We start from the raw sequence: 21,571 nt of genomic DNA, 5'->3' as shown, positions 1-21,571 counted from the left end.
TCCGACCGGGACCGGATCAGGTCGGGACGATCCGCGCGATCGGCGCGTCGGCGTCGTCGACCGCGAGGTAGAGGTGGCCCGTGGCGGGTTCGACCGCGAGCGTCCGGACGCGCCAGTCGCGGTCGGCGAGCAGTGGGTTGCGCTCGGTGACGTCGGCGCCGTCGGCACCTGCGCCCTCGACCGTGAACCGCCCGAGGTACCGGCCGGCGAGCGTCCCCGCGAACAGGTCGCCGCGCCACGCGGGGAACGCGTCGCCCTGATAAAAGACCGCCCCGCTCGGCGGGAACCCGCCGGAGCCGCACGGCCAGTAGTGGACCGGAGCGACCACGTCGCCGCGCTCGCGGTGGCTCGGCGCGACGCGCTCGTCGGTGCCGTACCGGCACGCCTCGCTCGCCACCGGCCAGCCGTAGTTGCCGCCGCGCTCAACGACGTTGATCTCGTCGCCGTCGCGTTCGCCGTGCTCGCACTGCCAGAGCGCGCCCGTCTCGGGGCGGACCGCCATCGCCTGCGGATTCCGGTGGCCGTAGCTGTATATCGCGTCGGCCGCCTCCGGCTCGTCGACGAACGGGTTGTCGGGGTGCGCGTCGCCGTCGGGCGTCAACCGGAGGGTCGATCCGAGCTCGTTCGAGCGGTCCTGCGAGACGTGGTCGGGCCCGAAGTCGGTGTCGCGACGGTCCCCGACGGTGACGAACAGCGCGCCGTCCGGGCCGAACGTCGCTCGGGAGCCGAAGTGGAGGTCGGAGTCGACGAACGGCCCCGCGACGCGGATCGCCTCGAAGCCGTCGAGCGCGGGCGAGTCGCCGTCGGAACCGGAGAGCCGCCCGCTGCCGACGTGCGTCGTCGACTCGCCGGCGTCGTTCGTCGCGGCGTAGGTGAGGTACACGCGCGCGTCGCCCGGGAACTCCGGGTGGACCGCGACGTCGAGGAGCCCGCCCTGTTCAGCGGCGTGGACGCCCGGGACGCCGTCGACCGTCGCGCGCGTCCCGTCCGCGGGGTCGACGAGCGAGAGCCGCCCCGGGCGCTCCGTGACCAGCAGCCGTCCGTCGTCCGGGAGGAAGGCGAGCCCCCACGGATTCTCGAACCCCTCCGCGACGCGCTCGACCGCGTACTCGACGTCGGCGCCGTCGTCGGGCGGGACGCCGGCGTCGTCGTCCCCGTCCCCGCCCGCGCCGGTCGCTCCGTCGTTGGTTTCGCCCTCACCGAGACACCCCGCGACCGAGATAGCGGCGAGGCCGCCGGTCGCTCGGAGGACGCTACGTCTGTCGGGGGCGAGGTGCGTGGATCGGCGCGTCATAGCGGTGGTCTCGTCTCCGTCTTGGTCGGCAGCCCGATGACGCTTCCGGCGCTCCGCGTCGAGCCGGATCCGGTCCCGCCGGCCGTCGTTCGGAACCCTTATATCTCCGACTCGGGCTATGTGCAGATGCGAAGCACGCACCGGTAGTGTAGTGGTATCACGCAACCTTGCCATGGTTGCAACCCGAGTTCAAATCTCGGCCGGTGCATTTTCTAACTGACTGCTTCAGTTAGCGTTCGCTTCAGTTGCTCGCCCGCGACGTTCCCCGACCGGTAGTTTCAATCGGCGATCCGCTGAACCCGTGACGTATGACCGTTCCGACGAAGACGCTCCCGAGCGGCGCCGAGCTACCGGGGCTCGGGCTGGGCACGTACGACCTCGACGACGACCAGACGGCCGAGAGCGTCCGCGCGGCGCTCGACGCCGGCTACGCGCACGTCGACACCGCCGAGGGGTATCGCAACGAGGAGGTCATCGGCGAGGCGCTCGCGGCGTACGACCACGACGACGTGTTCCTCACCTCGAAGGTGCTCGCGAAGAACCTCAACTACGAGTCGGTGATCGAGTCGTGCGAGGCATCGCTCGATCGACTCGGAACCGACTACCTCGATTTATACCTGATTCACTGGCCGAACCCCGCGATCTCGCTGCGCGAGACGCTCCGAGCGATGGCGGAGCTCCGCGAGCGGGGGCTCGTGCGCGACGTCGGCGTGTCGAACTTCAGCGCCTACCAGCTGAGCTGCGCGCACCACATTTCGGACGTGCCGATCGCGGTCAACCAGATCGAGTTCCACCCGTGGCTCCAGCGCCCCGACCTCGTCGACTACTGCCGCGAGTCCGACACCGTGATCGAGGCGGCGGCGCCGCTCGCGCGGACGGGCGTGTTCGGCGACGAGGTCGTCGCCGAGCTCGCGGAGGCGTACGACAGGAGTCCCGCGCAGGTCGTGCTCCGGTGGGCGGTGGATCGCGACGTGGTCCCGCTGCCGCGGTCGTCGACTCCGGCCCACGTCCGGGCCAACGCCGACCTCGACTGGGAGCTCGACGCGGCCGACCGGCGGCGGCTCGACGAGCGCGACCGCGGCGAGCCGGTGTACGACACCCCGGCCCGCGACTGGACGAGCGACGTGTACGGGATCGAGCGGTGACGACGTCCCGGCCTCAGGCCGCGTCCTCGTCGAGCGTCACCGACCGGCCGGTCTCGGCGGACCGGTAGATTCCGTCGAGCGCGCGCATGTCGGCGAGGGCGTGCTCGCCGTCCGGATGGAACGGCTCGTCCGCCAACAGCTGGTGGCCGAAGTACGCGAACTCCTCTTCGATCTGGTGGACCTGGTCGAAGTCGACGTCGACGCGGGTGCCGTCGCGGACGACGGCGAACCCGCGGTCCTCCCGCTCGTAGAACGCCGGGTCTGAGATCAGTCTCGCCTCCGTCCCGGTGACTTCCAGCCGGCTCGCGTGCTGGGCGTTCTGGCTCACCGTACACAGCGCGTCGACGCCGTCGGGGAACGCCAGCCGGAACGAGGCGTGCTCGTCGACGTCGGCGAACGCCTCGTGGCGCGTGCGGGTCCGGCCGGAGACGCGGACCGGGTCCTCGTCAAGCACGAACCGGGTCGTGTTGAGCGGGTACACGCCGAGATCCATGAGCGCGCAGCCGCCAGACAGCTCCGGGTCGAGCCGCCACTGGTCGGTGTCGCCGCCGAGCTCGCCGAGCATCGTCTGCGACATCGTCGCGTGGACGTGGACCACGTCGCCGGCGACGCCCGCGCGGAGGAGGTCTCGGAGCCGGCGGACGGCGGGGTCGGTCTGCATCCGGTAGCCGACCATCAGGCGGACGTCGGCGTCTCGACACGCGGCCACGAGCCGACGGGCGCGGTCCAGCGTCGCCTCCAGCGGCTTCTCGCAGAGGACCGCCTTCCCCTGCGCCGCGGCGGCCCGAACGTAGTCGAGGTGGGCCGCGTTCGGCGTCGCGACGTACGCCGCGTCGTAGGCGTCGGCGGCGGCGCCCGAGCGGAACTCCTCGGGGGTGACGCCGGTCACGTCGCGCTCGGCCGCGACCGTCTCCACCGCGTCCGGGTCGACGTCGGTTACGACGGTCGCCTCGGTGTACGCCGACCGCGCGATCCCCGGCAGGGCCCACTCGCGGGCGAACCAACCGAGGCCGACGACCGCGACTCGAACGGGGTCGGCGACGGCCTCCGGATCGAGCGTCTCCCAGTCCCGGCGCGTGAACTCGTCGAGGTAGTCCGCGAAGGCGGTCTCCATGCCGGGGACTCCGCGCGGAGGCGTGAAATAACTCCGGCGGCGACGCGGCCTGCCCGACCGGTCGGGTTGCCGGCGACGGCGCCCTCACCACGGGCCGTCGTAGTTCACCCGCGGCCGATCGACGTCGACGCCGAGGTCGCGGAGCGCCGTGGTGGCGTTCTGGACCGGCGACGGCGCCGGGCGGTCGAGCGCGTCCGTCGTCGCCTCGGCGAACCGGACCGTCCAGTCCCCGCCGATCACGACCGTCGCGCGGCGCGGGATCTGAGAGTGTCCCTCCCACGACTCTGCGACCAGGTCGTACGAGTCGGCGACGCCCCCGTGGAAGTCGGAGACGAGGGGGAACGGGAGGTCGAACTGGTCGGCGTACGCGAACCCGGCGTACAGCGAGTCGCCGGTGAGCGCGACGACGGCGAGGTCGTCGCGGTCGTGCCAGCCCGCGTCCCGCACGGCGGCGAACGCGGCGGTGCAGGTCGGGACGAAGTCCGCGGGAGCGAAACAGAGCGCGACGGCCTCGTGGCCGTCGACGAGCCGGAACAGTTCCAGCTTCACCGCCGCCCCGCCCGCGACCGCAGGGGCGATGAAGTCGGGGGCCTTGACGCCGACGTCTATCATGGATGACATCTGTGCGTGCGGCGGATAAATACCCACCTCCGGCGACTCGGTCCCGGCCGGAGGTGCTGAGAACCAAAGTTATCGGAGTAAACACAGCTATGACACCTGCGAGCAGCGCTCACGGTGTAAGAGCTTTAGGTGTGGCCGGCCGAAGGGAGGCGTGTTTGGCCTCGACGCCGCGACCGCGCTCGCCCTCGTCGACAGCTACGGCGCCGTCGCGGTCTTCGTCGTGTTCGCGCTTGAAGGCGCCCTCGTCGGGAAGGTGCTCCCGGCGCGGACGCTGTTCGTCGCCGCGGTCGTCGCGGTCGGCGTCGAGGCGATCGCGGTCCTGCCGGTGTTCGCCGCGGCCGTGATCGGCGCGACGCTCGGGCAGGCGGTCGTCTTCACGGTCGTCCGTCGGTTCGACGCGGATCCGACCTCCCTTCCCCTCGTTCCGGTCGGTGAGAGCCGGCTCGACGGCGCCGGTCGCTGGTTCGACCGGTGGGGGCTCCCGGCGGTGGCGGCCTCGAACGCGGTCCCCGGCACCCGCGGCTGGCTCGCCGTCCCGACCGCGAACGCCTCGTCCGTCTCCGCGCCGCGGTTCGCCGCCGCGTCGCTGGTCGGGTCCGCCGCGTACGTCGGCGCGCTGCTGGCGGTCGGCGTCGCCGTGGCGCTCGGGTTCGGGAGCGCGGCCGAACTGCTCGGTGCCGAGTGGGTCACGGCTTTATAACTGCGACCGTCGGCGAGCCCGCTTACAGAACTGTCCCGTGCTTTTTGTCAGGCAGGTCCTTCTCCACGTCCTCGTAGAACGCGAACCGCGCCGCGAGCTCCTCGCGGAGCGTCGAGGGCGGGACGATCTCGTCGATGACGACCTCGCTCGCCATCCGGTGGACGTCGATGTCCTCGCGGTACTCCTCGCGCAGTTGCGCCTCGGTCTCGGCGCGCTCCTCGGGGGCGTCGATGCCGGCGAGCTTCCGGGCGTACACGGCGTTGATCGCGGCCTCCGGCCCCATGATCCCGATCTCGCCGGAGGGGAGCCCGATCACGCTCTCCGGGTCGTAGGCAGGCCCGCCCATCGCGTAGATCCCCGCGCCGTACGCCTTCCGGGTGACGACGGTCTGTTTCGGGACCGTCGCCGAGGAAGTGGCGTAGATCATCTTCTTCCCCTTCTCCAGGATGGCGTCCTTCTCGACCTGCGAGCCGGCCATGAACCCCGGCGTATCACAGAGGTACAGGAGGGGGACCTCGTAGGCGTCGCAGGTCCAGATGAACTCGGCCGCCTTCTCGGCGGCGTCCGGGAAGATGGCGCCCGACCGCTCCGTCGGCTGGTTGGCGACGACGCCGACAGGGCGCCCGTCGATCCGGCAGAACGCCGTGACGATCTCCGGGCCGTACCCCTCCTTCAGCTCGAAGACGGACTCCGCGTCGGCGATCCGGTCGAGCAGGTCGCGGACGTCGTACGGGCGGTTCGGCGACTCCGGGATCAGCTCGTCGATCCCCTCCGGGGAGAGTTTGGGAGGCTTCGTCTCGCGTTTCGGTGGTTTCTCGCCCGCTCTGTCGGGGAGGTAGCCGATCAGGTCGGCGACGAGCTCGCGGGCGTGCTCCTCGTCGCGGGCGACCAGGTCCGCCGACCCGGACTCCTCGGCGTGGACGCGCGGGCCGCCCAGGTCCGCCATCTCGATCTCCTCGCCGGTGACCATCTTCACCATCCGCGGCGAGGCGATCGCCATCGCGGACATCCCCTCGACCATCACGGTGAAGTCGGCGAAGACGGGAGTGTAGGCGGCACCGGCGATACAGGGGCCGTACAGCACGCAGATCTGCGGGACCGCGCCCGACAGCATCGAGTGGTTGTAGTAGTACTTCCCGATCCCCTCTCGGTTGGCGAAGAAACCGCTCTGCTGGTCGATTCGCCCCCCGGAGGAGTCCATCAGGTAGAGCACGGGCCGGCCGGTCTTCAGGGCGCGCTGCTGCATCCGGAGGAACTTCTCGACGCCCTTCGCCGCCATCGACCCCGCCTTCACCGTGAAGTCGTTGGCCATGAAGTGGACGTCGCGCCCCTCGAACTCGGCCGCGCCGGTGAGCAGGCCGTCGCCGGGGAGGCGGTCGCCGCTGGCATCGTCGGCTTCACCGCCCTCGCCGTCGGCGTCGCGGTTCGGCGCGTTCGGGTGCCAGTCGTCGAACGCGGCGAACTTCCCGTCTTCGAAGTGGAGCCCCGCCGGATCGCCGTCGGTCGCGCTCGCGTCGCCCGCGCCGCGCGTCCCGCCCTCGCCGCCGAACCAGAGGTCGAGCCGGTCGCGGACGAACAGCTTCCCCTGCTCGGGGAGCCGCTCGCGGTACTTCTCCGGCCCGCCCTCGAGGATGTCGTCTATCTCGGCCCGGAGGTCGCGCTCGCGGTCCGTGGGGCCGAGGTCGTCGTCGAGGGGGTACTCGACCGCGGGCGGCGACGCGCTCGCCGCGGGCTCGCCGCTCTCCCCAACGTGGACGTCGACGTCGACGCCGAGGTGCTCCGCGAGCGACTTCGCTATCGCCTCGGCCTCCTCCGGCGTCGCCGCCGCGCCGACGTGGACTTTCATGGGCGCAAGATTTGCGGTGGATCCTAAACAGTTTTCCATGCGGGTTTACCATGCTGGTTTTCCGCGTCCCGCGGGTCGATATTTAAAAGACCGAACCGCCCGGTCAGTCCAGCGCCGCCTTCAGCCGCTCGACCAGCTCCTCGTTGCCGACGTACAGCGGGACGCGGTCATGGACGCCCTCGGGCTCGACGTCGAGGATGTCGACCTCGCCGTCGGTCGCGGCGCCGCCCGCGCGCTCGACGATGTAGGCGATCGGGTTCGCCTCGAAGGAGAGCCGGAGCTTCCCGTCCGGCGCGTCGACGAGCGCGGGGTACGCGAAGATCCCGCCGTAGGTGAGCACCTGGTTCACGTCGCCGACCATGGCGCCGCCGTACCGGAGCTTCAGCTCGTCTTCGATCTCGCGGGCGTAGGCGGTGAACTCGTCGGTCCAGTCCGGGACGCGCCCGCCGAACCCGTAGACGAGCGGGTCGTCGGGGAGGCGCAGGTTGTCCTCGACGACCGACCGGGAGACCGACCCGTCGGCGCCCGCTTCGACGACCTCCTCGCGGACGCCGTCGTCGTCGGCGACGACCATCGTCGTGATCGGCCCGTAGAGCACGTACCCGGCGGCGACGAGGTCGCGCCCGGTGGCGGGGAGCGGGGCGTCGTACACCCCGACGACGGTGCCCATCGCGTTGTTCGACCGGAGGTTCGAGGAGCCGTCGAGGGGGTCGATCGCGACCGCGTACGCGCCCTCGCCGACCGCACCGCCGGCGTCGACGGCGGCCTCGCGCTCCTCGCTGACGAACGAGCCGACGCCGTCGACCGCGGTGATCGCGTCGCCGAGCAGCTCGTCGGCGTACAGGTCGCCGGCCATCACGCTCTCGCCCGAGGCGTTCTCCGTCCCGCTCTTGACGCGGCGACCGGGGAGCGCGGCGCGGATCTCGGGGGCCGTCTCGGCGACCGCGTCGAAGACCGCCTCGACGACCGAACCCGCGTCGGCGGGGTCGCCACCGTCCGCGTCGGGAGCGGTCATCAGTCGTCGCTCTCGGCGATCGCCAGCGCCTCGTCGGGCTCGACCTCCTGGAAGATCACGGCCTCCAGCGCGTCGAGGATGCGCTCGGGCTCTTCGCGCTGGAAGACGTTCCGCCCGACGGCGATGCCGGTCGCGCCCGCGTCGATGGCGTTCGAGACGTTCCGGAGGAACGCCTTGTCGTCGCGCATCGTCCCGCCGGACATCACGACGTCGGCGGGCCCGGCCATCTCGACCGCGTGGCCCATCGCCTCGGCGGAGCCGGGGTACTTCACCTTCACCACGTCGGCGCCGAGCTCCAGGCCGAGCCGCGCACCGTACGAGATCACGTCCGGGCTCCCGTCGTTTCGAAGCCCCTGTCCCCGCGGGTACGACCACATGACGACGGCCATGTCGTGCTCGCGGGCGCCCTCCTGCGCTCTCCGGAACTCCTCGGCCATCTCCACCTCGTGGTTCGAGCCGCCGTAGACGGTGAACCCGATCGCGTCGGCGCCCAGCCCGGCGGCGTACTCGGCCGTGCAGTTGACCGCGCTGTTGGGCTCGCCCATCCAGAGGTTCGAGGTCCCGTTGAGCTTCAACAGGAGGTTCACATCGTCCTCGTAGTCCGGGTAGTACGCCTCGGCGAGCCCCTTCTGGACGGCCAACGAGGTGACCGCCTCGTGGGCGGCGAGCTCGAATATCCGCTCGGGGTCCGCCGTGTCGGGGTTCGGCTCGAAGTCGACCGGTCCGTGTTCGAGTCCGTGGTCGTACGCCAAAATGAGCGACTTACCGTCCCGCTCGATGTTGTCGGCGGCGTGAGGAAGCATCAGTTCATACTCCCGTTACATCGGTAAAAAACACTATGGTCGAATCGATGGACGTAAAGAATTGAATTCGGCCGTATCCGCGCGTATTGCCGGGGTCTAACACACGCCCTCGGTGAATATACTTACTACTCAAATAGTTAATTATCAAGCGAACAGAACGAGCTGCCCGTCCGGGCGCGGCCGCGTCGGTCGGGGGAGTCGCAATACTTACCATCGCCGCCGCGACAGCGTCCCGCATGCGGGAGCTATCCGACATCGACGTCGTCGGCGTGGTCGGGGCCGGGACGATGGGCAACGGGATCGCGCAGGTCGCGGCGGCCGCCGGCTACGAGGTCGTGATGCGCGACCTCGAGCCGGAGTACGTCGAGCGCGGCCTCGAGGGGATCGACGACAGCCTCGCCCGGCTCGACGAGAGAGACCGACTCGACGAGGACCCGGAGGCGATCCGCGACCGGATCGAGGGGACCACCGACCTCGACGCCCTCGCGGCCGCGGACGTGGTCGTCGAGGCCGCCGTCGAGAACCTCGACGTGAAACGGGAGGTCTTCGCCGACCTCGACGCGGTGACCGACGACGACGTGGTCCTCGCGACGAACACCTCGACGCTGTCGATCACGACCATCGCGAGCGCCACGGACCGCGCGAGCGACGTGATCGGCCTCCACTTCATGAACCCGGTGCCGATCATGGACGGCGTAGAGGTCGTCGTCGGGGAGCGCACCGCGGACGCCGTCGTCGACTTCGCGCACGCGTTCGCCGAGGCCCTCGGCAAGGAGACGTGGGAGGCCGACGACAAGCCCGGCTTCGTCACGAATCGCATCCTGATGCCGTGGATCAACGAGGGCGTCCGCGCCTTCGACGAGGGCGTCGCGGACAAAGCGGACATCGACCGCGGGATGACGCTCGGGACCAACGTCCCAATGGGGCCGCTCGAACTCGCCGATCACATCGGGCTCGATGTAGTGTTAGACGCCAGCGAGACGCTCCACGCCGAGCTCGGCGACCGCTACAAGCCGGCGTACCTCGTCAAGCGCAAGGTGGAGGCCGGAGACCTCGGGAAGAAGACGGGGAAGGGGTTCTACGAGTACGATTAGCTGCTTTTGGCGCCGTCCGCGTCGTTGCTCGCCGTCCACCGACGCGCGCCGGGGAGGAGCCCGACGAGCTTCGTCACGTAGCCGAACTTGAAGAGGCCGAGCTGGGAGAGCGCGCCGAGGGCGAAGACGGCGAGGAACGCGGGCGCGGTCACGTCGAACAGCAGGGGCTCGACCGACGTCTGCGCGGTCGCCGCGTCCAGCGTCGCCGGCGTGATCGACCGCGACGCGAACGCCGCGCCGATGAACGCCGTCGAGACGACGAGCGTCGTCCGACTCAGCACGAACCCGAACAGCGCGCCGACCGCGACGCCGGCCAGCGTGGCGCCGACGAGGAGGAGGGTGCCCTCCGCGCCGGCCGCGTCGGCCGCGTACATCGGTCCGACAGCGAACCGCCCGGCGAAGCCCCCGACGAGCCCCCCGATGCCGACGACCGCGAAGGAGAGCCCCGCGTACGCGAGGAAGCCGCCGACCGCGGCGCCGAGCGCGACCCCCCCGCCGGTGAGGACCAGCCCGTCGACCGCGATCAGCCCGGCGAGGTTCGGCGCGGCGACGTAGCCCGCGCCGGCCCCGACGAGGACGCCGGTCAGCGTGACCGCGTAGACGGAGACCGCGGCCCCGACGAACGCGAGGAGCAGTCCCGCGACGACGAGTCCGGCCGAGAGTGGCGTGATCATGGCGTCACGTGGACGCCGGGTCGACTTAAAAGGTCCCGAGACGAGAATGTCAGCCGATCGAAGCGGTCCGCCGCCCTCACCGCCCTCGACGCCCGGCCTGGCGGTCGATGTACCGGGTGTAGCCGCCGACGGCGAGGCCGAACCCAACCGCGATCAGTCCGAGGCCGAGCACGCGGGTCGCCCCTAGCGTCATCAGCGCGAGGACCGCGCCGAAGACGAACGCGAACACCCCGGCGACGACGACGCCGACGTCGAGGAGCGGCGACGGCTGGACCGTCTCGCAGTGGGGGCAGATCCGGGCGTCGCTCGGGATCGGCTCCCGGCAGTCGACGCAGTGGACGCGGTCGCGGGACACGGCCGCCGCTTCGGTTGCCGGGGACTTATACCGATCAGTCCGCCGCGGCCGCGTCCCCGGCGTCGTCCGTCTCGAGCGTCTCCTCGACCTGCGTCACGACGGCCGCGAGCGCGACGACGGCGAGCCCGGCGCCGACGACGAAGGGGACGACGAACCCGAAGGCGTAGAGCCACCCGGACGCCAGCGGCCCGACCGCGACCCCGAAGCCGAACCCCATCGTGAGCACCGACAGCGTCGTGCCGGACTCGCCCTCCCGCGCGAGGTCGCCGGCGAGCGCCAGGGAGGGGGCGAACACGCACGCGACGGCGACGCCCTGCGCCAGCCGGACGAGCGTCATCACCACCGACTGAGTGACGATCCCCTGCAGGAGCGTCGTGGGGACGAGCAGGGCGAACCCGGCGAGCAGGAACGGGCGGCGCCCGATCCGGTCGCTGGCCTGCCCGACGGGCACCTGGAACAGGACGTTCGCGATGGTGACCGCCGCGAACTGGAGGCCGAACCACACCGGGGGCTGGTCGAGCCGGGCGTTCACCTGGGCCTGAAGCGTCGCGAACAGCGCGATGCAGATCCCCATCACGACCGTCGCCAGCCCGAGCGCGAACACTGGGTCGAGCAGGCGCCCCTCGCCGCGGACGCGGATCGAGAGGTCGTCGCTCGCCTCGCTCGACTCCGCGGCGTCGCGCACGAGGAAGAAGACGAGGATGAAGCTGAGGTACGCCCCGGCGCAGGCCGCCGCGAACGCCGCGTCGAACCCGTCGACCACCGGGAGGCCGACCGCGGAGAGGTCGTACGGGCCGCGCTGGACGACGGCGCCGGCGAGGACCGGGCCGAACCCGAACCCGATCAGCCGGAAGGTGTTGTACACGCCGAAGTTGCCGCCGCGGTCGGCGTCGCTCGCGGCGTACTCGTTGACCAGCGCGACCGTCGCCGGGATGATGAGCGCCGCGCCGAACCCCTGCGCCGCGCGGAGCGCGATCAGCTGCCAGTAGGCGTCCGCGACCGTGTAGAGCCCGCTCGCGGTCCCCAGAAGGAGGATCCCGGCCAACACGAAGGGACGGCGCACGCCCATCCGGTCGGAGAGCCGTCCCGTCAGGGGCTGTGAGAAGCTGTTGAGAAACCCGAACAGCGAGAGGACGAGCCCGATGAGCAGCGGCTCGGTCAGCGTCACCGACGCCGCGCCGACGCCGACCGAGGTCTCGAGGAGCGACTCGATGTCGACCAGGTCGCTCGCGATGTACAGCGGCAGGACGACAATGAGAAAGGAGTTGCCGGCGGCGCCGACCATCCGGGCGAGCGCGAGCACGATCACTCGGCGGTCGGTGTCGGCGACGCCCGAGAGCAACCCCATCGGACGCGATTTCGCCCGCGAGCCCAAAGGCGTTTGCGAACGGGGGGGATCGATCCGGTTCCGGCCCGGGGCGGCGGGTTCCGGGGCGAGCGCTACTCCGCCGGCGACGGGCGAGCGACCCCGCGGACCTCGAACCGCGCGCCTCCGTCGGCCGCGTCGAGCGCCTCGACGGTCCACCCGTGGGCGGTGGCGATCTCCTGGACGATCGCCAGCCCGAAGCCGGTGTTCCCGTCGACCGCGCTCCGGCCGGGTTCGAAGAGGTCGTCGCGGACCGCCTCCGGGATCCCGGGCCCGTCGTCCTCGAGGTAGAACCCGTCGGGGAGGTCGCCGACGCGGATCCGGACGCCGTCGCCGGCGCGCTCCACGCCGTCGCCGGGCTCCGCCCGACTGCCGGTGGAACCGTGTTCCACGCTGTTCCGGACGAGGTTCTCGAACAGGTTGCGGAGCCGGTCCGGATCGGCGAGGATCTCGCGGTCCGACTCGACCGACAGCGAGGCCGAGGCGGTGTCGACCGTCTCCCAGCTGTCGGCGGCGACCGCGGCGACGGAGACCGGCTCCGGGTCGCCGACGGTCTCCCCCTCGCGGGCGAGCGTGAGGGTGTGCTCGACGATCGACTCGATCCGGTCGAGGGCGTCGGCCGCGGCGTCGAGGTGCTCCGGGTCGTCCGCCAGCCCCCGCGCCAGATCGACGCGCCCCTGCGCGACGTTGAGCGGGTTCCGGAGGTCGTGCGAGACGATGCCCGCGAACGAGTCGAGTCGCTCGTTCTGGCGTTCGAGCGCCGCCTCACGCCGCTTGAACGCCGTGATGTCCTCTTGGAAGCCGACCCACTCGGAGACCGACCCGTCCTCGCAGATCGGCGCGACGCTGACGCGGTTCCAGAACGGCGCGCCGTCCTTCCGGTAGTTCAACAGCTCGACGCTTGCCGGCTCCTCGGCGTCGATCGCCTCCCGGAGCCGGTCGACTGTCTCCGGGTCGGTGTCCTCCCCCTGCAGGAACCGGCAGTTGACGCCGACGGCGTCCTCGCGGTCGTAGCCGGTCATCTCGACGAACCGGTCGTTGACGTACACCATCGGGTTGTCCGGCAGGCTCGGGTCGGTGATCGTGATACCGACGGGCGCCTCGTCGAGCGCCCGCGTCTTCGTCTGTAACTCCTCGCGCCGCTGGACCTCGTCTGAGACGTCGCGCAGGATGCCGACGCTCCCGTCGAAGGACTCGCCCTCGTACGGCAGCGCCGCCATGTGGTCCCGACACGGGACCGGATCGCCCTCCTTCGGCTCGATATCGACGCGAAACCGTTGGATGTCCGGACCGGTGCTGGAGAGGATGGTACCGAGCCGGTCTTCGGACTCGCTGACCGCGTCGTCGCCCTTTATCAGCCCCGGCTTGCTCCCGACTATCTCCTCGACGTCGTAGCCGGTCAGCGCCGCGAACGACTCGTTGACGAACTCGAACGTCCCCGTCTCGTCGACGACGTACACGGGGTACCCGAGCGCGTCGATGACCGTCGAGTACCGGTCGGCGATCTCGCGGGTCCGGCGCTCGTCGACCGCCTGCTCGACCCGGTTCGCGAGCCGGCGGAGCTGCTCGGGACCGCCCTTCTGGAAGTAGCCGGTGACGCCCGCGTTGAGCGCCCGGCTGGCGATCTCCTCTGACCCCTTGCCGGTGTAGAGGATGAACGGCAGCCGGGGGCGGTCGGCGCTGACGGACTCGAAGAGCTCCAGCCCGTCCGTGCCGGGCATGTCGTAGTCGCTGACCACGCAGTCGAACGCCCCTTCGTCGAGCGCGTCGAGCGCGGCCGACGGCTCCGCGACGCTCGTCACCGAGACGGACCCCAGCTCGCGTTCGAGGTACGCCTCCGCGAGGTCCAGCACGGACGGGTCGTCGTCGACGTGCAACACGTCGATCCGGTCGGGCATGGCGCGCTCTTCGGGCTCTCCCGATAAACGAATGTCGGCTCGGGTATCAGTTCTGAGTATCGCTCGGGGGTGGCGGCCGCAGTCGCCGACGTTTTGGCACCGACGCGTCGGATTTCCACTACCGCCGCGCGTGGCTGATTCTTAAGGCCGCGCGGCGCGGAGCCCCGGGCGATGGCGGGCGGAACGCTCCCCGGGACCGACGCGGACGACGACGCGGAGAGCGACCGCGTCGTGTTCCACGTCGACATGGACTGCTTTTACGCCTCCTGCGAGCGCCTGCGGCGGCCCGAGCTCGACGGTGAGCCCCTCGTCGTCGGGATGGGGTACGAGGCGGGCGAGACGATCGGCGCGGTCGCGACCGCGAGCTACGAGGCCCGCGCGTTCGGCGTCGAGAGCGCGATGCCGATCTCGGAGGCGCTGGAGCTGCTGCCCCGGCGGGCGAACGCCGACCCCGACGACCCGGACGCGCCAGACCCCGGCGAGGCGGGTCGGTACCTCCCCGTCGACCTCGACTTTTATAAAGAGGTCGCGGGCGACGTGAAGGCCGTCCTCCGCGACTGCGCCGACGTGCTTCGCGAGGTGAGCGTCGACGAGGCGTACCTCGACGTCACCGACCGCACGGCGTGGGACGCCGCGGCCGGGGAGAGCGCCGCGGCCGGCCCCGCCGAGGTCCGAACGCTGGCGGAGGGGTACGCCCGGCACGTCAAGGAGCGCATCGAGCGCGAGGCCGGCGTGCCCGCGAGCGTCGGCGTCGCGCCGAACATGTCGACCGCGAAGGTCGCCAGCGACGCCGACAAGCCGGACGGGCTCGTCGTCGTGCCGCCGGGCGAGGTCGAGCCCTTCCTCGCGCCGCTACCGACCGCGGACATCCACGGCGTCGGCCCGGTGACGGAGCGGACGCTGGCGGAGCTGGGGATCGAGACCGCGGGCGACCTCGCCGCCGCCGACCCCGACCGGCTCGCCGACGAGCTGGGCGACCGCGGCCGGGAGCTGTACCGGCGGGCGCGCGGCGAGGACGACCGAGAGGTCACGCCCACGGGGCTGCCCAAGAGCCTCTCGCGGGAGTCGTCGCTGTCGGCGACGGCCGACGAGGAGCGGAAGCGGGAGACGGTGCGCGCGCTGGCCGCCGACGTGGCCCGCCGCGCCCGCGAGCGAGGGTGTCTGTACCGCACTATCGGGATCAAGGCGGTCGAGCCCCCTTACGAGGTGAACACCCGCGCCCGGAGTCTCCCCGGCCCGGTCGACGACCCCGACCTCGTGGAGTCGGTGGCGCTGGACCTCCTCGACGAGTTCGACGGCGACCGGGTCCGCAAGCTCGGAGTGCGCGTCTCGAAGCTCGACTTCGCCGAGAGCGACCAGGCGACGCTCGGCGGGTTCGACGCTGGCGGCGGGAGCGGCGACGCCGGGGACGAGCCCGGCGGCCGCGACCGCGGGACCGAGCCGCGCTCGGCCGCCACCGACGGCGACGGCGGAAAGCTAACCGACTGGGTCGACGGGGAGCCGGACGGCGCCGACGCGGACGGCGAAACGGAGACCGACCGGCGCACCGGCGACGGGCAGGCGTCGCTCGGCGACTGGTCGTGAACGCCCGTCCGGTGCCGGGTCCGGCGCCGACCCGCCGCCGAGTGAGGGGATTTAGGTGCCCGAGCACCGACCCCGACCCATGGACGACTCCGCCGCCGAGCTCGCGTGGGAGACGCTCGACACCGACATCGACTACCGCTGTCCCGGCTTCGACGTGCGCCGCGACGAGGTGCGCTTCCCGAACGGCGACACCGACGGGTACCACTACGTCGACGAGGCGCCGGCGGTCGTGGTGCTCCCCCTGACGCCCGACGGCGACGTCGTCGTCATCGACGAGTGGCGACAGGCGGTCGGTCGGATCAACCGCGGGATCCCCGCGGGGTCGGTGGAGCCGGAGGACGCCGACGACCTCGAACGCGCCGCCGCCCGCGAACTCGCCGAGGAGACCGGGTACGAGGCCGACGACTTCGAGCGCCTGACCTCGGTCGAGCCGACGAACGGGGTCGCAGACTCGGTCCACCACCACTTCCTCGCGACCGGCTGTGAGCCGACCGCCGATCGGGATCTCGACCACAACGAGTCGATCGCGGTCGAGACGGTCCCGTACGACGACCTGCTCGAGGCCGTCGTCGACGAGGGGCTCCGGGACGGCCGGGCCGTGACCGCCGTGCTGTGGTACGAGCTCCTCCACCGGTAAGGGGGAGCCGGGCCCCGGTGTCGAGGTCGTCGACGGGCCATCGAAATCCGACACTCGTGGGAGCGACGGACAGGCCTTTGACCGGTCGGTTCGTACCGGGGGTAATGAGCGATCCCTCCGAGTTCGACGCCGAGTCTGGCGACAGCGGTCAAGAGCGTGACGACCCGGCAGACCCCGCGGCCAGCGACGGGGGTGAACCCGGCGACGCCCGCACGGCGGTCGACGCCGTAGGCCCGTCCGACGAGAAGTACGGAGGCTCCGCGCTCCGAACGGTCGGCGTCGCCTTCGGACTGGGAATCGCGGGCATCCTCGGCCTCCTCGCCGTCACCACGATCGTCGGGGGCGTCGTCTTCGTCGCCGCGACGGTCACCGGGCGGCAACCGTCGCTTCTCGGCTCGTTCGTCCTGCCGTTCGTCGTCGGGCAGGTCGTCGCGTTCGTCGGGGTCAGCCTCGGCTACCTCCGATGGCGAGGGCTGAACCGCGAGGAGATCGCGGCGTACCTCGGGATCCGGCGGCCGAGCATCGTCGAGTCCGTGATCGCCCTGATCGGCCCGATACTCGTGATCGTCACGGTGCTCGTCGTTAGCTCGGTCGTATTACTGGTCGGACCGGAGCCCGCCCAGAACCAGGGCGCTCAGACGACCTTGGAGAACCCGTCGATCATTCCGGTCATGATCGTCGCCATGCTGCTCGTCGTGGGGCCGTGCGAGGAGCTCCTGTTCCGCGGCGTCATCCAGAGCCGCGCGCGGGAAACGCTCTCCGCGGTTCCGGCCATCCTCCTCGCCGCCTCCGTGTTCGCGCCCGCTCACGTCGTCTCGCTGACCGGCGGCGTGAGTGCGATGCTGACGACGATCAGCCTTCTGTTCGTCCCGAGCCTGATCTTCGGCGCGGTGTACGAGTACACGGAGAACCTCGCCGTCGTCGCCGTGATGCACGGGCTGTACAACAGCCTCCTCCTGACGATCGGCTATATCGTCATCACGTACGGCCCCGAGATGGAGGGCGCGGGACAGGCGGGCGCGGCGCTCCTCGGGCTATAGGCGGACGACGGCGGAGGAAACAGACCACAGAAGGTGACGCTGCGATCGGCCTCTACTCTACGTGACTCACGTTATGGACCGGTGAACGAGGCGGTGGCGCGTGCCTCCGAGCACCCGAAGGGTGCGAGGAGCACGCGCGAGGGAGTCGCTGGCGCCGGCGGCGCCAGCGACGAGGTTGGGGAGGCATGAGGCTGTGCGGTGCGGGCGGGACTCAAAGGGGCAGCCGCGAGGACGAAGACGGGCGACGCAAGGACCACAGGAGCGAACGAAGTGAGCGACGAGGACCGCAGCGAGCCCATCGAGTCCTCGCGGCTGGGGCTTTGGTGGTCTTCGCCGTCGGGCAACTGTTCGCGTAGTACCGAGCGGCTGGGGCTTTGGTGGTCTTCGCCGTCGGGCAACTGTTCGCGTAGTACCGAGCGGCTGGGGCTTTGGAGGCCTGCACCGCCGTTCCACGGTTAATCACGTATGAATACCCGATCGAAACACCGCTCGCTAACGAGTAGCGGCGGACTGAGGGGAGTAAGCCCCCTTCGGTTCGTCCCGACATTCGGCTGAGCGTCCGCGCCGTGGCCGGACTACCTTGTGGCGCGGACTTGCACCGGCGAGGATTCGCCGTTCCATCCGTTCCCGTCCGTCGGCTCTCACCGGGTTAACTCCCTTCCCTTGCGGGTCGGTTCGCTCGGATCATCGATCGGGGCGGGGGGTGTCGTTGCTGTTCCAGAGCCAGCCGTCTCCGACTCCGGGCGTGTGCCCGGTCGCCTGTCCGGCCGGTGGGGGGACTTTCCTCATGCCAGAGGCACGGGAGTCGGGCTCCCTCTGTCCATTCGCGTCTAGCCGACGCCCGCGAATAAGGGGTTCGGTCGCCGAGGGTACGGTCGGCCTAAGGATCCGATCACCCCCCAGATCACCCCGTCGAGCGGGGCCGAGCGGCCCGGGTTCGCAAGGGAAGCGTTCAAGTCGTCAGCAACGTAAGGGACTATCATGTCCGAGGCTCAGACCGTTCAGCTGTCGTACGACGACGGTGCACGAGCGGTCGAACTCGCGCGGGAGGCGGTCGAGTCGTTTGTTCGACACGGACAACGTGAACAACCGGGAAGCATGCGTGAGGCGTTCTACGCCCGTACCGGGGCGTTCGTCCGGCTTGAATCCACGAGAGGGCGAGGGCGACTCCGCGGCTGCGCGGGCGCCTGGGAGACGTCCGACCAGCTCGGTCACGCCATCGTCGAGGCCGCCATCAAGGCCGCCTCCGGCGACTCCTGCGGCTCCGAGGTCGAGCCCAAGGAGCTCGACAACATCACCGTCTCCGTGTTTGTCGTCTCGAACACGGTGCTCACCAACGACCCCCTCGCCGACCTCGAGGTCGGCACCCACGGCGTCGCCGTCGACGGCGGCAACTCGCACGGTTGGCTCTACCCGACGGTCCCCGTCGAGAACGGCTGGTCCGGCGCCGAGTTCCTCTCGCGCGCCTGCCGGAAGGCAAAGCTCGCGCCGAACGCGTGGGAGGACGAGGAGACGATGGTGACGCTCATCGAGGGACAGGTGTTCCGAGAGCGCGCCGACGGCGGCGCGGTCGAAGAGCTGTAGCGGGCCGGACTCGCCGGTCGACGACCCTTCTTCCGTATCGAAGAGCCTTCTTCCGTATCGACGAGTCGAACCGACGAGCCTCGCCGCCACGTCACGGGACGTACCAGATCCCCCGGTCACGGTCCAGTAGGTCGCCGATAACGACGTGCGGGAGCGCGATGATGCTGATCGAGACGCTCCAGAACGCCACCGCGCCGGGGAGCAGCCCCGACCCCGCGAACGGGTTCGGGAACGCCCAGTAGAGCGCGGCGACGACGACGAACGTGGCGAGCGCGCCGACCGCCATCAATCCCCACGCCCGCAGCGCGGCCTCGGACACGGAGTCGCCGCCCACGAGGTCCCACTCGTCGTCGCCGGCGGGCTCGGCGTCGACCGTCGCCGTCCGAGCGACCTGTCTGGCGGAGTACCAGAAGGGGAAGTAGAGCCCGACGGCCACGAGCACCGGGACGACCGCGAAGTACGCGGCGAGGAGGACGCTCTCGGCGGCGTCGACGAGCCACGACCGCCCGCCGCCGCGGACGTACCCCAGCGCGATGTGCGCGACGAGCGCGGCGCCGTAGCCGACGATGATCGCCGTTCGGACCGCATCGATTCGGCCCCCGGCGCCGCCGAGCGCCCCGCCGTCCACGAGCCCGACCATGAGCGTGCTGAACGCGTAGAACGTGTCGGTGTGGAACGCCATCGGGACCAGCATGACGGCCCCGCCGCGGACGGCGGCGGCGAGCGCCCGCTGCGGCCGCGTCCGGAGGTGCTCGCTCCCGACGGTCGCGTCGAGGACGCGGACCCCGCCGATCCCGCCCTTCGCCATCGCGACGACGAGCGCGAGTCCGAGCCCGACGACCGGCGCGAGCAGGAACAGCCCGACGAAGCCGGCGATCGCGGCCACGTAGGCGGCGACGTAGCGCCACCGGAACGACGGGCGTCGCCGCCGGAGGTTCTCGAAGTGCTCGTACCCACCGTGAGGGAGGTTCAACGCGATCATCCCCACGAGATAGACGATCATCTGTGCCTCGATCGGGACGGTGAACTCGGCGAGCGCGAGCGCGCCGAACCCGACGATGAGCACCGCGAGCGCCGCCCGCGAGAGCCCGATCGAGGGGTGGACGCTCGCCCCGCCGACCGACCGCCACACGCGCTTCCGAACGGTCAGAGACATCTCACGGGACGTACGGACCCCATGAAAAAACCGACCCGGGGGCGATCCCACACACCGGGAACGGTACCGCTTGACAAGGTTCGGGAGACCATACCGATCGGACATGGCGGACCAGCGACGCGGCGACCAGACTATCACCGTCGTCGGCGGGGGGTTCGGCGGCCTCGCGGCGGCCGCGTACCTCGCCGACGCCGGGGGGGAGGTGGAGCTGCTCGAACGCCACGACCGGGTCGGGGGGCACGCGGGCGTCATCGAACGAGACGGGTTCCGGTTCGACTCCGGCCCGTCGTGGTACCTGATGCCCGACGTGTTCGAGCGCTTCTTCGGGCACTTCGACCGAGAGCCGGAGGACTACTTCGAGCTGGAGCGGCTCGACCCGCAGTACCGGGTGTTCTGGAAAGACGGCGACCGCGCGACGATCGCGCCGAATCGGGAGAACGTCCACGAGGTGTTCGAGTCGTACGAGGTGGGCGCCGGCGACGCCCTCGCGGAGTACCTCGACCGCGCCGAGCGCAACTACGAGCTGGCGATGGACCGCGTGGTGTACGAGGGGCGCGACCGACTGCGCGACTACGTCGACACCGACCTGCTGCCGCTGGCCCCGCGCTACCGCCTGTTCGGGAACATGGACGACTACGTGGGGCGGTACGTCGACCACCCGAAGCTCAAACAGCTGTTGGAGTACACGCTCGTGTTCCTCGGCGGGTCGCCGTACAACACGCCGGCGCTGTACAGCATCATGAGCCACGTCGACCTGAACAACAACGTCTTCTACCCCGAAGGCGGCATCGCCGGAGTCGTCGACGGGCTGACCGAACTCGCCCGCGAGCGGGGGGTCACGATCGAGACCGGCGTCGAAGTGGAGTCGATCGACGGCCGGGCCGGGGCGTTCGAGCTCGCGACCGACGAGGGGACGCGGCGGACGGACCTCGTGGTCAGCAACGCGAACCCGGCGTACGTCGAGCGGGAGCTCCTCGACCCGAGCGACCGCGACCACGACCCGAGCTACTGGAGCGATCGGACGTACGCCCCGTCCGCGTACATGCTGTACCTCGGCGTCGAGGGCGACGTGGACCCCCTCGCGCACCACTCGCTCGTCCTGCCGACCGACTGGTCCGACCACTTCGAGGCCATCTTCGAGGAGCCGCGCTGGCCGGACGACCCCGCGTACTACCTCTCCGTCACCTCCAAGACCGACGACGCGGTCGCGCCGGACGGCCACCACGCCGTCGTCGCGCTGGTGCCCATCGCGCCCGGGCTCGACGACGGGCCCGAAGTACGCGAGCGCTACCGGGAGAAGGTGTTGCGCGACCTCGCCGACCACGCCGGAGTCGACCTCCGGGGGCGGATCGTCTCGGAGACGACCGCCTGCGTCAGCGACTTCGCCGAGCGCTACGGCGACCCCCACGGCACGGCGCTGGGGCTCGCGCACACCCTCTTCCAGACGGGCCCGCTCCGCCCCGGCCACCGCGCGGGTCTCGACGGGCTGTACTACGTCGGCTCGTTCACGGGACCGGGGATCGGGATGCCGATGTGTCTCATCAGCGGCGAACACGTCGCGACGGCCCTCGAGGAGGACTACCCCGACGCCCTCGGCGGCCAGCGGAGAACGACGCCGGACCCCTAACTCGCCCTCCGATCCGTC

The 21,571-nt window shown here is 70.8% G+C and carries 19 protein-coding genes, 1 tRNA gene and 1 other RNA gene; 9 read left to right on the top strand and 12 right to left on the bottom strand.

The annotated features are described in order from the left end of the window. Positions 1–16 precede the first annotated feature (16 nt). A complete protein-coding gene (locus tag C468_RS03340) occupies positions 17–1,294 on the bottom strand; it encodes a PQQ-dependent sugar dehydrogenase (RefSeq protein ID WP_008847467.1) in 1,278 nt (425 codons plus the stop codon). A gap of 137 nt (positions 1,295–1,431) precedes the next feature. Between C468_RS03340 and C468_RS03335 the strand changes: the two genes are divergently transcribed. Together C468_RS03335 and C468_RS03330 are read left to right on the top strand one after the other, a co-directional pair. Further along, positions 1,432–1,502 (top strand) — tRNA-Gly (locus C468_RS03335). Between the two features lie 100 nt (positions 1,503–1,602). After that, complete coding sequence (locus tag C468_RS03330) at positions 1,603–2,439, top strand: aldo/keto reductase (protein ID WP_008847466.1); 837 nt, start codon at positions 1,603–1,605, stop codon at positions 2,437–2,439. Positions 2,440–2,452: 13 nt separating this feature from the next. Here the strand turns inward: C468_RS03330 and gfo6 are convergent, their stop codons facing one another. Beyond that, positions 2,453–3,553: a D-xylose 1-dehydrogenase Gfo6 gene (gfo6, locus tag C468_RS03325; protein ID WP_008847465.1), complete on the bottom strand. Its 1,101-nt coding sequence runs from the start codon at positions 3,551–3,553 to the stop codon at positions 2,453–2,455. Positions 3,554–3,637: 84 nt separating this feature from the next. Then, a complete protein-coding gene (locus tag C468_RS03320; RefSeq protein ID WP_008847464.1) occupies positions 3,638–4,165 on the bottom strand; it encodes a redoxin domain-containing protein in 528 nt (175 codons plus the stop codon). Positions 4,166–4,325: 160 nt separating this feature from the next. Here C468_RS03320 and C468_RS03315 point away from each other — a divergent pair, with 160 nt between their 5' ends. After that, positions 4,326–4,874 carry a DedA family protein gene (locus C468_RS03315; protein ID WP_008847463.1) on the top strand — a complete coding sequence of 183 codons (549 nt, stop codon included), beginning with the start codon at positions 4,326–4,328 and terminating at the stop codon, positions 4,872–4,874. 22 nt (positions 4,875–4,896) lie between these two features. On the opposite strand, the gene C468_RS03310 is transcribed toward C468_RS03315, so the two are convergent. The 3 genes from C468_RS03310 to C468_RS03300 form a co-directional block, all read right to left on the bottom strand. Further along, entirely contained in the window at positions 4,897–6,720 is a 1,824-nt protein-coding gene (locus tag C468_RS03310; RefSeq protein ID WP_008847462.1) for an acyl-CoA carboxylase subunit beta, read from the bottom strand. A gap of 103 nt (positions 6,721–6,823) precedes the next feature. After that, positions 6,824–7,735: a class 1 fructose-bisphosphatase gene (locus C468_RS03305; RefSeq protein ID WP_008847461.1), complete on the bottom strand. Its 912-nt coding sequence runs from the start codon at positions 7,733–7,735 to the stop codon at positions 6,824–6,826. Then, positions 7,735–8,538, bottom strand: a complete 804-nt coding sequence (locus C468_RS03300; protein ID WP_008847460.1) for a class I fructose-bisphosphate aldolase — start codon at positions 8,536–8,538, stop codon at positions 7,735–7,737. The genes C468_RS03305 and C468_RS03300 overlap by 1 nt, the downstream gene beginning before the upstream one ends. 236 nt (positions 8,539–8,774) lie before the next feature. Here C468_RS03300 and C468_RS03295 point away from each other — a divergent pair, with 236 nt between their 5' ends. Continuing rightward, positions 8,775–9,632, top strand: coding sequence for a 3-hydroxyacyl-CoA dehydrogenase family protein (locus C468_RS03295; protein WP_008847459.1), 858 nt, complete (start codon positions 8,775–8,777; stop codon positions 9,630–9,632). On the opposite strand, the gene C468_RS03290 is transcribed toward C468_RS03295, so the two are convergent. From C468_RS03290 to C468_RS03275, 4 genes are all read right to left on the bottom strand, one after another. Then, on the bottom strand, positions 9,629–10,306 hold the full coding sequence (locus tag C468_RS03290) for a hypothetical protein (RefSeq protein WP_008847458.1): 678 nt from the start codon (positions 10,304–10,306) through the stop codon (positions 9,629–9,631). The two genes, C468_RS03295 and C468_RS03290, sit on opposite strands and share 4 nt — an antisense overlap. 76 nt (positions 10,307–10,382) lie before the next feature. Then, on the bottom strand, positions 10,383–10,661 hold the full coding sequence (locus C468_RS03285) for a zinc ribbon domain-containing protein (RefSeq protein WP_008847457.1): 279 nt from the start codon (positions 10,659–10,661) through the stop codon (positions 10,383–10,385). 34 nt (positions 10,662–10,695) lie between these two features. After that, complete coding sequence (locus tag C468_RS03280) at positions 10,696–12,009, bottom strand: MFS transporter (protein ID WP_008847456.1); 1,314 nt, start codon at positions 12,007–12,009, stop codon at positions 10,696–10,698. 92 nt (positions 12,010–12,101) lie between these two features. Then, the gene (locus C468_RS03275) at positions 12,102–13,925 is read right to left on the bottom strand and encodes a PAS domain-containing protein (RefSeq protein ID WP_008847455.1); all 1,824 of its coding nucleotides are present in this window, start codon (positions 13,923–13,925) and stop codon (positions 12,102–12,104) included. Positions 13,926–14,096: 171 nt separating this feature from the next. On the opposite strand from C468_RS03275, the gene C468_RS03270 reads away from it, so the two are divergent. The 3 genes from C468_RS03270 (at position 14,097) to C468_RS03260 (ending at position 17,186) form a co-directional block, all read left to right on the top strand. Next, positions 14,097–15,509: a Y-family DNA polymerase gene (locus C468_RS03270; RefSeq protein WP_008847454.1), complete on the top strand. Its 1,413-nt coding sequence runs from the start codon at positions 14,097–14,099 to the stop codon at positions 15,507–15,509. A gap of 79 nt (positions 15,510–15,588) precedes the next feature. Further along, complete coding sequence (locus tag C468_RS03265; protein ID WP_008847453.1) at positions 15,589–16,146, top strand: NUDIX hydrolase; 558 nt, start codon at positions 15,589–15,591, stop codon at positions 16,144–16,146. Between the two features lie 104 nt (positions 16,147–16,250). Continuing rightward, a complete protein-coding gene (locus C468_RS03260; RefSeq protein ID WP_008847452.1) occupies positions 16,251–17,186 on the top strand; it encodes a CPBP family intramembrane glutamic endopeptidase in 936 nt (311 codons plus the stop codon). 508 nt (positions 17,187–17,694) lie between these two features. On the opposite strand, the gene rnpB is transcribed toward C468_RS03260, so the two are convergent. Beyond that, an RNA gene (rnpB, locus tag C468_RS03780) (RNase P RNA component) lies at positions 17,695–18,007 on the bottom strand. A gap of 160 nt (positions 18,008–18,167) precedes the next feature. Here rnpB and C468_RS03255 point away from each other — a divergent pair. Then, entirely contained in the window at positions 18,168–18,770 is a 603-nt protein-coding gene (locus C468_RS03255; RefSeq protein ID WP_008847451.1) for a TIGR00296 family protein, read from the top strand. A 91-nt stretch (positions 18,771–18,861) separates the two neighbouring features. Here C468_RS03255 and C468_RS03250 read toward each other — a convergent pair whose 3' ends face one another. Next, positions 18,862–19,926 (bottom strand): Brp/Blh family beta-carotene 15,15'-dioxygenase, encoded by a 1,065-nt coding sequence (locus C468_RS03250; RefSeq protein WP_008847450.1) that lies wholly within the window; start codon positions 19,924–19,926, stop codon positions 18,862–18,864. Positions 19,927–20,029: 103 nt separating this feature from the next. On the opposite strand from C468_RS03250, the gene C468_RS03245 reads away from it, so the two are divergent. Continuing rightward, positions 20,030–21,553 carry a phytoene desaturase family protein gene (locus C468_RS03245; RefSeq protein WP_008847449.1) on the top strand — a complete coding sequence of 508 codons (1,524 nt, stop codon included), beginning with the start codon at positions 20,030–20,032 and terminating at the stop codon, positions 21,551–21,553. Positions 21,554–21,571: the final 18 nt, after the last annotated feature.

Origin of the sequence: Halorubrum kocurii JCM 14978 (assembly GCF_000337355.1) — an archaeon.
GTDB classification, from domain to species: Archaea; Halobacteriota; Halobacteria; order Halobacteriales; family Haloferacaceae; genus Halorubrum; species Halorubrum kocurii.
This window is presented reverse-complemented; position numbering and strand designations above follow the sequence as displayed.